Origin of the sequence: Acinetobacter sp. NPDC052428, from assembly GCF_044547685.1 — a bacterium.
Classification (GTDB): Bacteria; Pseudomonadota; Gammaproteobacteria; order Pseudomonadales; family Moraxellaceae; genus Acinetobacter; species Acinetobacter lwoffii_G.
In genome coordinates this window covers 1-13932 of the sequence record NZ_JBIUAT010000049.1, presented here as the reverse complement: position 1 = coordinate 13932, position 13932 = coordinate 1, and the positions used below count along the sequence as shown (strand labels likewise).

At 43.8% G+C, this 13932-nt stretch carries 15 protein-coding genes; 5 read left to right on the top strand and 10 right to left on the bottom strand.

The features are described from left to right. Positions 1-225: 225 nt before the first annotated feature. The 3 genes from ACIG3F_RS15355 to ACIG3F_RS15345 are packed head-to-tail and all read right to left on the bottom strand — an operon-like array spanning position 226 to position 3038. Entirely contained in the window at positions 226-1302 is a 1077-nt protein-coding gene (locus tag ACIG3F_RS15355) for a DUF6670 family protein (protein ID WP_396470448.1), read from the bottom strand. An 18-nt stretch (positions 1303-1320) separates the two neighbouring features. After that, a complete protein-coding gene (gene pssA / locus ACIG3F_RS15350; protein WP_005108642.1) occupies positions 1321-2142 on the bottom strand; it encodes a CDP-diacylglycerol--serine O-phosphatidyltransferase in 822 nt (273 codons plus the stop codon). Positions 2143-2180: 38 nt separating this feature from the next. Further along, positions 2181-3038, bottom strand: coding sequence for a 23S rRNA (adenine(2030)-N(6))-methyltransferase RlmJ (locus ACIG3F_RS15345; protein WP_004281423.1), 858 nt, complete (start codon positions 3036-3038; stop codon positions 2181-2183). Positions 3039-3155: 117 nt separating this feature from the next. Between ACIG3F_RS15345 and ACIG3F_RS15340 the strand changes: the two genes are divergently transcribed. After that, positions 3156-3758 (top strand): 2OG-Fe(II) oxygenase, encoded by a 603-nt coding sequence (locus ACIG3F_RS15340; RefSeq protein WP_396470446.1) that lies wholly within the window; start codon positions 3156-3158, stop codon positions 3756-3758. Positions 3759-3828: 70 nt separating this feature from the next. Then, the gene (locus ACIG3F_RS15335; protein WP_005108638.1) at positions 3829-4356 is read left to right on the top strand and encodes a hypothetical protein; all 528 of its coding nucleotides are present in this window, start codon (positions 3829-3831) and stop codon (positions 4354-4356) included. An 89-nt stretch (positions 4357-4445) separates the two neighbouring features. On the opposite strand, the gene ACIG3F_RS15330 is transcribed toward ACIG3F_RS15335, so the two are convergent. From ACIG3F_RS15330 to ACIG3F_RS15305, 6 genes are all read right to left on the bottom strand, one after another. Continuing rightward, positions 4446-4703: a DUF2789 family protein gene (locus ACIG3F_RS15330; protein ID WP_005108637.1), complete on the bottom strand. Its 258-nt coding sequence runs from the start codon at positions 4701-4703 to the stop codon at positions 4446-4448. A gap of 115 nt (positions 4704-4818) precedes the next feature. Beyond that, positions 4819-5073: a DUF2789 family protein gene (locus ACIG3F_RS15325; RefSeq protein ID WP_005108635.1), complete on the bottom strand. Its 255-nt coding sequence runs from the start codon at positions 5071-5073 to the stop codon at positions 4819-4821. A 51-nt stretch (positions 5074-5124) separates the two neighbouring features. Further along, positions 5125-5403 (bottom strand): DUF2789 family protein, encoded by a 279-nt coding sequence (locus tag ACIG3F_RS15320; RefSeq protein WP_004645104.1) that lies wholly within the window; start codon positions 5401-5403, stop codon positions 5125-5127. A 169-nt stretch (positions 5404-5572) separates the two neighbouring features. After that, positions 5573-6559: a malate dehydrogenase gene (locus ACIG3F_RS15315; protein WP_004645103.1), complete on the bottom strand. Its 987-nt coding sequence runs from the start codon at positions 6557-6559 to the stop codon at positions 5573-5575. A 167-nt stretch (positions 6560-6726) separates the two neighbouring features. Continuing rightward, positions 6727-7365: a hypothetical protein gene (locus ACIG3F_RS15310; RefSeq protein WP_005108634.1), complete on the bottom strand. Its 639-nt coding sequence runs from the start codon at positions 7363-7365 to the stop codon at positions 6727-6729. Positions 7366-7397: 32 nt separating this feature from the next. Further along, positions 7398-9332: a transglycosylase SLT domain-containing protein gene (locus ACIG3F_RS15305; protein WP_396470450.1), complete on the bottom strand. Its 1935-nt coding sequence runs from the start codon at positions 9330-9332 to the stop codon at positions 7398-7400. Between the two features lie 334 nt (positions 9333-9666). Here ACIG3F_RS15305 and miaB point away from each other — a divergent pair, with 334 nt between their 5' ends. Genes miaB through ybeY form a run of 3 tightly spaced genes read left to right on the top strand, consistent with a single transcriptional unit; the run spans position 9667 to position 12743 of the window. After that, positions 9667-11124, top strand: coding sequence for a tRNA (N6-isopentenyl adenosine(37)-C2)-methylthiotransferase MiaB (gene miaB / locus ACIG3F_RS15300; RefSeq protein WP_071850832.1), 1458 nt, complete (start codon positions 9667-9669; stop codon positions 11122-11124). Between the two features lie 37 nt (positions 11125-11161). After that, on the top strand, positions 11162-12238 hold the full coding sequence (locus ACIG3F_RS15295; RefSeq protein WP_004732214.1) for a PhoH family protein: 1077 nt from the start codon (positions 11162-11164) through the stop codon (positions 12236-12238). 22 nt (positions 12239-12260) lie between these two features. After that, complete coding sequence (ybeY, locus tag ACIG3F_RS15290) at positions 12261-12743, top strand: rRNA maturation RNase YbeY (RefSeq protein ID WP_071850834.1); 483 nt, start codon at positions 12261-12263, stop codon at positions 12741-12743. Between the two features lie 165 nt (positions 12744-12908). On the opposite strand, the gene ACIG3F_RS15285 is transcribed toward ybeY, so the two are convergent. Then, on the bottom strand, positions 12909-13766 hold the full coding sequence (locus ACIG3F_RS15285; protein ID WP_171260775.1) for an energy transducer TonB: 858 nt from the start codon (positions 13764-13766) through the stop codon (positions 12909-12911). Between the last annotated feature and the right edge of the window lie 166 nt (positions 13767-13932).

Sequence of the window (13932 nt, the reverse complement as noted above, 5' to 3'; positions counted from 1 at the left end):
TCTCTAGAAAGTCAACCAGTAATGAAAACTATTTTTAAAATTTCTTTCTAAAACCCAACTTAGTCAAACTTAACTAAGTCACTGTTTTATCAGAATTTTTAATCTTCATCACCGCCGATGGATGTGCATTCTACAGGATTCCCAACCCAATACAACCCTTATTTTTAAATAATTCAGCAAAATCATCACGATTGTTTATTTATTCTACAAAAATCGCGCTTTTCTTCATTTCTTGAGCATTAAAGGGACTGAATTGGATAAATGACTTAATCTTTTTTCAGTTTTATTCTGTTCTTGAAAGCGTAAAGGCCGGCAATCTATGTATTCACAATAACCCCCTTCCCCATTTTCGGTTTCTTCATTTATTTTCACTTGATAACTAAAACTTCCTACATAGCCCGCTGCCAGGCCAAATTTAAAATCTCCACGACTTTGACCTTGTACCCAGATACAAGTACCGTCTGCATTTTCATAACACCATTCAAATTCGCGCGGCAAATACATACTTTGCCGATTGGGTGTCGTGACACACGGATAAACACGATGAACTTTAAAATAAACTTTTCGATCGAACATTTGGGTCCGCATGTTTTTTAAATCACGGAGATATATCCGCGACTGAACAATACGATTAAAACCATCCCGAATCTGCGCCAACAACAGTTGCCTGTTTTCACTGAGATTAATAATTTGATAAGTCAGGAAGGCCAAAGGTAGATAAGGAAAGTTAAAACTCCGCGCGTATTCAAAGCTTCCAAGACCATCGATCGTATATTGCTGCGCTTTATAGCTCACCGTTCCCTGACAATGACATAGCAAAGACCAGTGATCTGCCAAGGAAAACCGCATTTGGGTAAAATGAGAAATCAGTTGAGTGGTTTGAATATTTAAATCAAAACTGAGTTCCGAGTCAGAACGCTGCAAACGAAAATTTGAAAAACTTCCGCTCAATTGCTCACGATCCAGAAACTGAAACAGACCTGATCTAAAATGACAGTCCTGCTTGACCGAATAGTGATGCAATTGTCCCACCATATGTGGGCTCGAACTGCAAATCACGGTGGCGGTGTCTAAGGCTGTGGTTTCGATTGCACTCGGGTTTGCCAGCATGGGTGCATTGGGTTGCCCGATAATACTCATAAAGTTTAAATAATAGAGCGGTGCCGGAAGCCCGGGGATCATCAAACCTTGATGAATAATTTTATATTTTGAGGTAGGACCATGATAGGCGGGATAGCGCGAAACAGCAGGAGTCTGATTTAGCTGTTTCGAACAATCTAGAAAATCTTGAAGAAACCGCATCTCAGACTCCTTATATTTTTATAATGTACTCGATCTTTTTGCCATAAAGGTGGTTACAAAACCAGACAAGGCATAGAGAATAGAAATGACCAGAATGCCGACAGGAATATTATAAGTCATCGCCGCAAAGACGAATACGGCAATTGGTAGGACAAAAAATGGAACCCGTTTCCGCTCTACCGTTTTGAATGAATAATATTTGATATTGGAAATCATCAACAAGCCTACCGCAATGATGACCACTGCATTAATGACCTGAAGAGAAGGTTCACGAATATCAAAGATTTCTGGAAAATCCAGACCGACCCAGACCAGTGACACAATCATGATGGCAGCTAGAGGACTTGCCACACCGATAAAATAACGTTTATCGACCACACCAATCTGTACATTGAAACGTGCCAGACGGAAAGCAGCACATGCGGTATAAACAAAACAAGCCGCCAGACCAATACGGCCCAAATCACTCAAGCCCCAGCTATACATCAAAATAGCGGGAGCCACACCAAAAGCCAGCATGTCAGAAAGCGAGTCAAACTGTTCGCCGAAAGGACTTTGTGCACCAATGGCACGTGCCACACGGCCATCTAGTCCATCCAGTAATGCCGCAATAAAGATCGCATAAATAGCTTGCTGAAAATCACCATTCATACTGGCAATAATCGAGTAGAAACCTGACAACAACGCTGCCGTTGTAATCAGGTTCGGCCATAGATAGATGCCTCGACGCTTAACTTTTTGCCCTTCCTGGGTATGCTCCTCTTCTTCTACCTCAAAGGTGATACCATCAAAAGGCACTTCAGTTGAAGAGTCACGTTCCGGTTTGCTTATATTTGTCATTCTTGTCGATCCTAACTATGACCTAATCTTTGAAAAAATTATTCGCCCACTAACCAGCGAACTGCAGCGTGACCACCATTTTCACTCATGCGAAGATGCGGGAATAACCACTGTAATGCTTCATCAGCATCTTCAGAAAATTTCCAAGGTGGGTTAATCACCAGCAAACCACAACCGTTCAAACCTACTGGAGTATCATCCGGCCATACACAGACTTCACAAACCAGTTGACGGCGGATACCGGTCTTGAACATTTTCTTCTCGAAGCGTTCAATCATGGCACGGTCTTTAATTGGATACCAAACGGCGAATACACCTGTCGGCCATTTCTTATACGCGGCAACCAGCAGTTCGACCAACTGCGGGAAATCTTTACGCTCCAGCTCATACGGCGGATCGATCATCACCAGACCACGTTTTTCTTTCGGTGGAATAACCGCTAACAGACCTTCGTATGCATCACGTTCATGCAAACCCGCACGCTTGTCAAAAATATTATGACGAAGTTGCTGGAATACATCGCGCTGCATTTCAAAAATGGTCGCTTTATCAATCTCACGCATGCCTTCTAAAGCAAACCACGGTGAACCCGGGTAAGCACCCTTACCAAAGTTTTCACGCATGTTTTCAACAATTTTCAAATATTGCTGTACGCCTTCGGGCGCATTACGCTTGATCGAATCATCCAGCTTAATAAGACGATGAATACCGTTTAAAAACTCACCTGATTTTTGCGCTTCGGCAGTCGATAAATCATATTTACCTGCACCACCATGTGTATCTACATAGCGATAAGGTTTGTCTTTTGCATTCAGTCGAGTCAACAACTGAAGCAATAAAACGTGCTTCATGACATCGGCAAAGTTGCCTGCGTGGTAAGAGTGACGGTAATTCATGTTTCAATTATTCCTAAGATCAATTGCTATTTTAACATGAAAAACTATTTCGTTCAGAAACGATTATTGCACTAAAATAGCGGACCTTTTTTTACCACACTATCGAGAATTGAAAAAATGGAAGCAGTTATCATCCCAGGGGATTGGAATGTTGATCAAATCTTAGATGATTTAGATCAACATGGCTTTAGTATTGTTGACGATGCTTACTCTAGCGAATATCAACATGCAGTGAGTCAAGAATGCTTAAGCCACTTAAACGAATTTCGTAATGCAGCCATTCAAAATGGTGTCGTTAACAACATCCGTAGTGATCATATTCTTTGGTTACAACCTGAATTTCAAATTTCCCACCGACACATTCAAACCCTTCAACAATTTTCTCAAATTTTAAACCGCGCGTTTTATTTAGGCATCAAAGATGTCGAAGCGCATTTCGCTTGCTATCACGCGGGTGAGTTCTATGCCCTGCACCGTGACAACCCCCAAAGTAAAAATCGCCGGATGATTTCCAGTGTGTATTATTTACATGACCAATGGCAGAAGGACTGGGGCGGTGAACTGCGCCTGCAGGATAAAGAGGGCCAGTGGCATATTATCCAGCCAAAACCAAACCGAATGGCGCTGTTCCAGAGCGATTTATTACATGAAGTTTTAATCTCTAAACAGCAACGTCTATCTATTACCGCCTGGCTAAGAAGTGATACCTCACTGCTCTAAGACGCGCTGCCGCTTTAAATTTTAATTTTTAACCTCATATAGCCATTATTGAGAAATGAGGATTGCGTTGATGCGATTAACAACCAAACAGATTATTCAACGTCTGGGTGAAACTGACCAATTGTATTTAAAAGGCAATACGCCGGAATTAACGCTTGAACGCGCTGATCTTCGTTTACAGCTGGTGACTTTAAGTGAACTGCGTCAGGAACAGCGACATTTCCTGCAAGAAGCCGTAGTGTTACTGGAACAAGGCCGGGTAGAATTTGAAGAAATGCCGCTGCGCATGTATATCAACCTATCTTTGCATCTAGCCAAGGCCTATATGATGTTCTTTGAATTGACTAAAGAGCACCATTTTGCCCTGATTACCCAGCAAATTTTAAAGCCAATGGCCAGTTATGAGCATGGTGATATTTATTTCTTCCTGGCCTATGCCAGTGCCAGTAAAAATGAGCCAGCCCTGACTCGCCACTGGTTAGGTAAGTACACCAACACTGCCGAATTTGAGCTGGAATTATTACAGCAGCATCATGCATTTAATGATTATCGTCAGCACGAATGGTTTAACAAAATATTAAAAAGCAAAATGCATTAAGCCAAAGAATAAAACGCCTCAAATGAGGCGTTTTTTAATACAAGCTATATCATCTTATTTTAAATATCAGAGAAATATAGGAAAAATGATCAAGCAGGTTGACGTCTATAAGCGTCCATGTGCAGTTGCTGATTCAGTTCATCGACCCAAATTGCCCAATCATCATCTTGTACCAAATGGCTAATCAATAAAGAACGCTGGGCTTTATTCCAGAATGGCGCATCATGCAAGGACAGCCCTGCTGGCAGTTGATGGGTGCGTACATACAATTCAATAGCCGCAGGACTATTGGCGAGACCGAGCTGAGAAAACAAGAGCTCTAAGGATGGTTGGTTTTTTACGAGCATCGCGCCCTCCTTATATCAGATAAATTGTAATTATTTATAGATCTAACTTATAAGATAAGGCAAAAAAAACCTAGTCATTTGACTAGGTTTGTTGTTTCTTTTTGTATGAATGCATTTAAGCGCTTTGCTTGTCGCTTTCCACATGTAAAAGCTGATTTAACTTGTCAATAATGACAATCCATTCATCATCTTGGTGCCAGTGTTCACGCAAGAAGGCACTTTGCCCCTCACTCCAGAATTCGGCATCTGGCAATGCGACTTCAGATGGTAATTGATGGGTATCGGTAAACTGAGTAATTGAGGCTTCATCAGAAGGCAAACCCAATTGTTCAAATAATAATTCTAAAGTTAACTGTTGTTCCGTAAGCATAAATAGACTCCATCGTAGCGTTAAATTATGAGCGTGTTGAGATTCAAATTCTTAGGTTGATTTATGGCTGGGTATGTCACAGGAACCTGAACCCTCTGCCTCAATATGTAATTGTTCATTTAACACATCGACAAAAATGGCCCAGTCATCATCTTTCTTCCAGTGACTGATCAGAAAGTCATGCTGTGATTTACTCCAAAAAGGAGCTTTATGCAGTGGCACATCCATACCAATTTGATGCGTACTAATAAACTCATCAATGGCTTCCGGACTCGAATCCAGACCCAATTGTTCAAAGAAAAGTTCAAAGGTAGCGCGTTGCTCTAACATCTGAACCTCCATCTTTTTATCTATAATCTTGTTTCTACCTTAGATGGCTCATAGCGAAAACTCAGTTGTCTCTCCTTCACAGCTTGTTATTTTTTGTTGATTAAAGCGAGTGACATAAAAAAAGCACCCCAAATGGAGTGCTTTTTCAACTTAATCTGAAAAGATCAAATTATTTAAGCATGTCAGCAATTGCTGCGCGCTCTTCTTCAAGTTCATTCAACGTGAAGTTGATACGCTCTTGACTGAATTCGTCGATTTCTAGACCTTGAACGATTTTGTATTCACCGTTTTCAGTCGTTACAGGGAAACCGAACATTACGCCTTCAGGAATACCGTAAGAACCGTCAGAAGGAATACCCATCGTTACCCATTCGCCGTTTGTACCAAGAGCCCAATCGCGCATATGGTCGATTGCAGCGTTAGCAGCAGAAGCAGCAGAAGACAAACCACGTGCTTCGATAATCGCAGCACCACGTTTACCAACAGTCGGAAGGAATGTATTTGCATTCCATTCTTGGTCGTTGATCATGTCTTTAACGCTTTCGCCGTTAATTGTTGCAAAACGGTAGTCGGCATACATGGTTGGAGAGTGGTTACCCCAAACTGTAAGATTTTTGATGTCTTTAACCGCTTTACCAGTTTTAGCAGCAATTTGAGATGCAGCACGGTTGTGGTCAAGACGTAACATTGCAGTGAAGTTTTTCGCTGGAAGATCTGGAGCAGATTTCATTGCGATGTAAGCATTCGTGTTTGCAGGGTTACCAACAACTAGAACTTTAACGTCACGGCTTGCAACTTCGTTCAATGCTTGACCTTGACCGATGAAGATTTCACCGTTCACTTTAAGCAGGTCAGCACGTTCCATACCTGGACCACGTGGACGTGAACCAACTAATAACGCATAGTCAGCATCTTTAAATGCAACTTTAGGATCATCAGTACCGATCATGTCTTCTAGTAATGGGAATGCACAATCTTGAAGCTCCATCATTACGCCTTTAAGCGCTTGTTGAGCTTTCTCAAAAGGAACTTCGAGCAATTGCAAAATCACTGGTTGATCTTTACCTAGCATTTCGCCGCTTGCGATACGGAATAATAGGCTGTAACCAATTTGACCTGCAGCGCCAGTAACGGCAACACGAACTGCTTGCTTCATCTAATTATCTCCAATTGAGGATATTCAATGCGATTAAATAGTTAGTATTTAATCTAATAATCGTAAACGCGAAAGATTGTACTCCAATCCTTTGCCAGATGCATATAAAAGAGGACGGATTTCACCTAAAGTCTGATAGGAAATATAAATTAAATCGGCAAAAAAGCTCAGTATGTTCCTTTTATTGTGACAGTTTTTGGGCATGTATTAATAATGTTGGCAGGACAGGATTTGTAATTGCCATTGGGACGATAACAGACCTTGATCGAGGTAAGCACGCTGGCTGACTGGGTCTGCTGGCAGTTGAATCGCAAGGCATTACCCGGTAATTGCGGATTAATTTTCAGAAATTTGGCCCGCAGCGTATCGACAGAAATCGTAAGATTTTCCTGTTCCGTCAGTTCCGCAGGAACTTTGAGACGATCTGCATAATTGATAATCGTCCGGAAATACTGACTGGCATTCATCGGCACGCAGCCACCGATATTGCGCCATAAGATTGTCCGGGTATTGTCATCCGGCATGATCCTGGCCACTACCTTGGACTGCAGTGGTGACAGTTTCGCGGAGCTATTGGTCGTACAATTTTGTGATGTAGTCTGAGGATATAAGCCGGAGATATTCAGCGAATAACCTTCCAGACATTTTCGCTTCTTGGCATATTCCGGGTACAAGCTACATAAGGCCGGGACCATTTGTACATCCATGACATAGTCTGTTGGTGCAGCAAATGCTGCCTGACTGCTGGCCAATACTACAAGCGCAACCGATCCAGCCCAGACTCGACGATCCTTCATTATTTTCATGAATAAGTCACCATTCCCCAATAATTTTAATTTTATTGTGTATTTCGTAATGGTATCAGTTGCATGCGTTTACCCACTGACTGTGCCCCCTGTCCTAATAAAATACCGTAATGCGTGGCATTGGTCATGACATGTTTCACATAATCTCGGGTTTCGAGTAAAGGAATACTTTCAGTATATTGATCTGCGGCCATTCCCTGAAATTCTGGCTGCCAGCGGCGGGCACGGTTTGGTCCGGCATTATAGCCTGCTGTTGCCAGAACTGGACTATTGCTGAGCTGACGCTGAATGGTAGATAAATAGAATGTTCCGTAGCGAATATTGGTATTCATATCGGTGAGTGCTGCCGGATTATAAGCCTCACCCATTTGACGCGCCACCAACTTGGCCGTATCCGGCATAATCTGCATTAGACCACCCGCCCCGACATGTGAACGTGCGACGGTATTGAAACGACTTTCTTGACGCATCAAACCATAGGCCCAGGCCGGATCAATCCCCGCATTGCGACTATGGCTGACCACGTAATTCTGATGTGGCATTGGATAACGATAGTTATAATTATGTTTGTTCGCGGTACGGTCAGCGGCATAAATGGCACGATCATACCAGCCCATATCCATGGCACGTTTTGCCGCGGCCAGCAACAGGTCATCATCCTTCTTTAGATAAGCCTGACGCACTGCCCAGTTCCATTCCCGGTTAATATAGTTCTCCGGGGCGCTGATATTACGTAAGGTGAAAGCACGGCGGAAATGAATATCCTGATTCAAGCGCTGCATAGCCTGATTGGATGGCTGCGCTGGATTTGGTGTACTCGCAGTCACCTGCCCCAGCTTGTCGCGTGCCAGAAGATTGTGATAGTCATCTCCGGTCGCCAGCTTACGATAAATACTTTCTGCTGCCTGTTTGGAAGCACGATCAGTACGTTGTTCGCTGGCACGCGCCAGCCAATATTGCCAACGGTCTTCCTGCTTTTGGTTGACGCTCATGCTGTCAATCGCACGGATCAGGCTTTCCCAGGCACTAAAACGAATTGCCTGACGCGCATAAATCTCGGCTTCTTCTGGGCTAAATGGCAGGCCATAGCTGGCATCTAGTGCATTCAACACTTCCCGGTTGAAGTTGTTTTTCATGACTGTGGTGCCACCGATATAACCGACAGCACGATATAAGGCGCGTTGTACCTGTACTGGTGTCCCTGCGGCAGTCCTTTTGACAATGGACAAAGCTGAGTCCAAATCGCTATCGGCCAGACGTCCTAGCGCATAAATCAGATAGGCATGCTCTGCCGCAGTACTTTTAGGCGCAGACCACAAATAATTAGTGGGATTGGCCTGAATCGAATTCAGTTGAGCCAGAGACAAATTTAGACCAATGCCTTGTGCAGTTGCAATCGCCTGCCCTGACTGTCCGGCACGAAGTTGCCCCCAGAGTCGCTGCTGACGGTCTTCTGAGGTCATGAGTGGACTGGATAACATCATTCGGCCTAAACCAGTACAAGAATCGGGTTGGCTGTTGGTAGTTAACCAGACTTCTTTAAACTCGGCATAAACCAGTTCATCGCCAGCTTTGGCACGCACTTGTGCCACTGCACAGGCTTCGGCAGGATCGGCATTGGTCACATAAGGCAATACCGGTTGGGCAGTGCTAAAGTCTGCCATTTTTACTTTTTCTTCGACATAGTCCGCTGCCAGCTTTTCAGCCATGGCGGATTGAGGGTAACGCTGGGCAAAGCTGATAATCTGGCTGACAGGCTGCATGGCAAGATTCTGGTTTAAAATCCAGTATTCCGGATAATAGCCCAAGGCATCATTCTGCATAGACAGACGATATTGCTGTAACAGTTCAATATTGCCTGCATTGGCTGCACGCAAGGCATCATTAAATTTTTCTTCTGCTGCCTGTGTACTCGCTGAACAGATACATGCCACACTTAAAGTAATTAATTTATAGTATTTATACATAGTTTTAGTGTGTTTCAACATCCCTTTGCCTTCTATCATCGATTTTGTGCTTTGCCCATGTTGCATATCATAAGAGCTAGTTTGAAGATTATAACCAACTCTATTGTTCAGTTATGTAACCTTATGATTAAGCAATATTAATCTACAGACAATTTTTGCCCATAAATCAATATTTTTCCACAGTTAATTTGGGCTATAAGTTTAAGCGACTTTCCTGCTAAAATATGCGCCTTTCCAAGATTTCAGTCTGTGAATTGAATTTTTATTCACCTGTTTGATGCATCAATCAGGCTGTTCGTTCACTCTTTCAACGTATTACCTTGTAGGAGCCTACATGACGGTTCAAACCTTCATTCCGAATGGTGCCCCAGCTGCCTCAGAAAACACTGTTACCCAGCCAGCGCACACCCCTGTTAGCGATGCTTCAGTCAAGAAACTGTACATCGAAACACAAGGGTGTCAGATGAATGAGTACGACAGTCACCGTATGGCAGACCTGTTAGGCGATTCTCATGGCTATGTGCTGACCACCGATCCTAAAGATGCCGATATTCTGCTGATGAATACCTGCTCGATCCGTGAAAAGGCCCAAGAGAAAGTATTCTCCGAGCTAGGCCGCTGGCGTAAGCTTAAAGATAAAAATCCTGATCTGATTATTGGTGTTGGTGGTTGTGTGGCGTCTCAGGAAGGCGACAACATCCAGAAACGTGCCAATTATGTCGATATGATTTTTGGTCCACAAACCCTGCACCGTTTGCCGCAAATGCTGGATCAGCATTTTGAGCAGATCGAAAAGCCGAAAAAAGAAAAAATCAAACTGGTGGATATTTCCTTCCCGGACATCGAGAAATTCGACTTTTTACCTGAACCGCGTGTTGAAGGTTATAAAGCTTTTGTCTCGATCATGGAAGGCTGTTCTAAATACTGTTCTTTTTGTGTGGTGCCGTATACGCGTGGTGAAGAAGTATCTCGTCCACTGGATGATGTGCTCGCTGAAATTGCGGGTCTGGCAGAAAAAGGCGTGCGTGAAATTTCACTTTTGGGTCAGAACGTAAACGGTTATCGTGGTGAAACTTTTGAAGGCAATATCTGTACCTTTGCCGATCTGTTACGTTTGGTTGCAGATATTCCGGGCATTGGCCGTATTCGTTATACCACCTCGCATCCACTGGAATTTAATGACGACCTGATACAATGCTATCGTGACCTGCCACAAATGGTTTCACATCTGCATCTGCCGGTACAAAGCGGTTCCAATGATGTGTTGCAAGCGATGAAGCGTAACCACACCATCGATGTCTATATCGAAAAGATTAAAAAGTTACGTGCAGTTCGCCCTGACATGCACCTATCTTCAGACTTTATCATTGGTTTCCCGGGTGAAACAGATGAAAACTTTGAAGAGACTTATCAGTTTATTCAGGATCTGGATTTTGACCATTCTTATAGTTTTATCTATTCAAAACGCCCGGGTACGCCTGCGGCAGAACTGGAAGATACGATTTCTGAAGATGTCAAAAAAGAACGTCTGGCCAAAGTTCAGCAATGGATTAAGCGTTCAAGCATTGACAAGACGGATGCCATGCTCGGGACCATCCAGCGTGTACTGATCGAAAAAGTTTCTGATAAAGATCCGAATATTCTGGTCGGTACGGCGGACAATACCCGTTATGTCAACTTTATTGGTGACCCTGCCTGGGTAGGCCGCTTTGCCGAGATTGAAATTACCGAAATTAAAACTTTGAATTTAGTTTACGGTGAGCTCTTGAATCTTGAGCCTGACGTGGCGTAATGTAGAGCATATAACGCACACTTCATAAGGAACACTCTTGACTGCAGCGATTCGACGTACAGTAGCTTTTCCTGGAATTTCGATGGACCGTATACAAGCCATGTTAGGTGCCTATAACGGCCATTTGAAGCAAATTGAACAACGTTTAGACGTCAAAATCTCCCATCGTGGAGAAAGTTTTATTATTGATGGTGGAATCGATGCCGTTGAGAGAGCCGAAATGCTCTTGCAACGTCTTCATGAAGAATCTGAACATAGTCAGCAGATTAGTGCAGATACTTTACATCTGATGATTCAGGGCAGCCAGACTGACCGTGAACTTCAGCAAGATCTGGACGATCAGGAACATACGGGGCTGGACAATGTCTGGCTGCAAACTCGTAAGGGCCGGATCAATCCGCGTGGTGCCAACCAGAAACGTTATGTACAGCGCATTCTGCAAAGTGATATTTCTTTTGGTATTGGCCCTGCGGGTACAGGTAAAACCTACCTCGCCGTTGCGGCTGCCGTGGACATGCTGGAGCGTAATGAAATTCAGCGGATCTTGCTGGTTCGTCCTGCGGTTGAAGCCGGTGAAAAACTTGGTTTCTTGCCGGGGGATTTAACCCAGAAAATCGATCCGTACTTACGTCCCTTGTATGACGCGCTGTATGAAATGCTCGGCTTTGAAAAAGTGGCCAAACTGATCGAACGCCAGGTGATTGAAGTCGCTCCGCTTGCTTATATGCGTGGCCGTACCCTGAATCATTCTTTCGTGATTCTAGATGAAGCGCAGAACACCACCCCAGAACAGATGAAGATGTTCCTGACCCGTTTAGGTTTTGGCTCACGTGCCGTGATTACGGGCGACGTAACTCAGGTGGATTTACCGCGTGGTCAGCAATCCGGCCTGTCACATGCCTTGCGTGTGATTGATAAAATTCCTGAAATTCATATCACTCGTTTCCATTCGCGTGATGTAGTACGTCATCAACTTGTACAGAAAATTGTTGAAGCCTACGAAGGCTGGGACAGTGAACAGCAGCGTTTAAGTGCTGAAGCACGTGCCGAACGTAAAGCACGTCAGGATGCCTTGATCGCTGAAAATGATGCTGCGGCAGATGCACAGCATTAAGCTTTAAACTTAAGGATTTGTGTTGAAACTTAGTCTTTCCTTACAACAGGACTTTCAGTCGCCTGAACTGGTACTGAAACGGGCCTATATTAAAAAAGTTGTAGAAACCACTTTACGTCATATCGGCACTCAAAGTGATTGCGAAATTGGAATTGCCTGTGTTGATAATGACGAAAGTCATAAACTGAATTTGGAATATCGAGGCAAAGACAAACCGACCAATGTCCTGTCTTTCCCAAGTGAACTTCCAGATGAAATGGCGCAGTTTCTGGATGCATTTCCCATTGGTGATCTGGTGATCTGTATTCCTGTAGTACTGGCGGAAGCGCTGGAACAGCAAAAAGTACCATTAACGCATTTCACCCATATGCTGGTACATGGCACTTTACACCTAATGGGCTATGACCATGAAACCTCGGATGAAGATGCTGAAGAAATGGAAGGCATTGAAATCGAGATTCTGGCCAAGCTGGGTTTTGAAAATCCTTATCTAGAACAGAACTAAAATTTCTTCATAAAAAAGCGGGCTAAGGCCTGCTTTTTTTATTGTTTACCCTCACCCCAACCCTCTCCCATAAGGAGAGGGAGTTTTAATACCTATAGCTCAATGATAGTTCTCTCTCCCGTTGGGAGGGAGTTAAAGGGAGGGTTTACAAATGAATAAAATGGTCTAACGCACCTCAAATTCTGCTTCTGCCGGATCAAATCGCCAGGTACGAATCACCCGCAGTTCGGAAATTTCTTTCATTTTACTGTCGAAAGCACCAAATGGTGCTGCCTTACGCACGGAAGCTTTGGCTGCTTCGTCCAGCATGGCATGTCCTGAACTGTCAATCAGTCGAATGGCACGAATTCCGCCATTCTGGTTCAGGATCACCATCAGCCGCACTTCCCCTGCTAGATTCTGTTGTTTTGCTGCTTCCGGATAATAACGGTTACCATAAAATTCCACTTTTTCACGGAACTTTTCCAGATATGCGGCCGAAACATCCTGCTTGGACTGAATACCATCCACAGTCTTAATTTTTTGCTGACGACTGAAATTTTGCTGACGCTGTAAATATTGCGCTTCCAGACTGGCGACCATGGCCGCTTTGGCCTGAAACTGGCTCTGTAATTGCTCCTGCATTTTTTTACGCTGATTTTCTTCCGCCTGCTTTTGCCAACTCAAGGTGGTCATCAGGACTTTTTCTTCAAAACTGAGTTCCTGTTGCTGTTGCAGCATATCTAGACTTTCTTGCAGTTCTTCACCTGCATGTTGCTCCATTAACGGCGATGGCATATCACTCGACATGCGATGAGCTTCTCTAAACTGGCCGGAACCCTGCTGGTCCGTTTGGGCCAGAAAATCAGCATGCTCAATTTTTTCATCAGTCTGGCGCAAGCTGACCGCGATTTCTTTGGTACTGGTATCCCGATCTTGCGGCATACCAAATTCCAGTGTCAGCACGATCAAATGCAGAATGCCTGCGGCAAGCAACGCACTGCTAAACACTGGATCTTTCCACCAAGTTCTGACCAGAGGCATGAGTATCATCGTTTTTTCACATTCGCCTAAACTCAATAATGAGTTCAGCTCCCCAAAAAAGTATTTGAAAGATTAGGGTCTGTTGACATTTCAAGTATAGAATTTACCCGATAAAGGTAGCCAAATAAATATACAAGCTAATGCAACTGCCCCCTCATAGCTACAC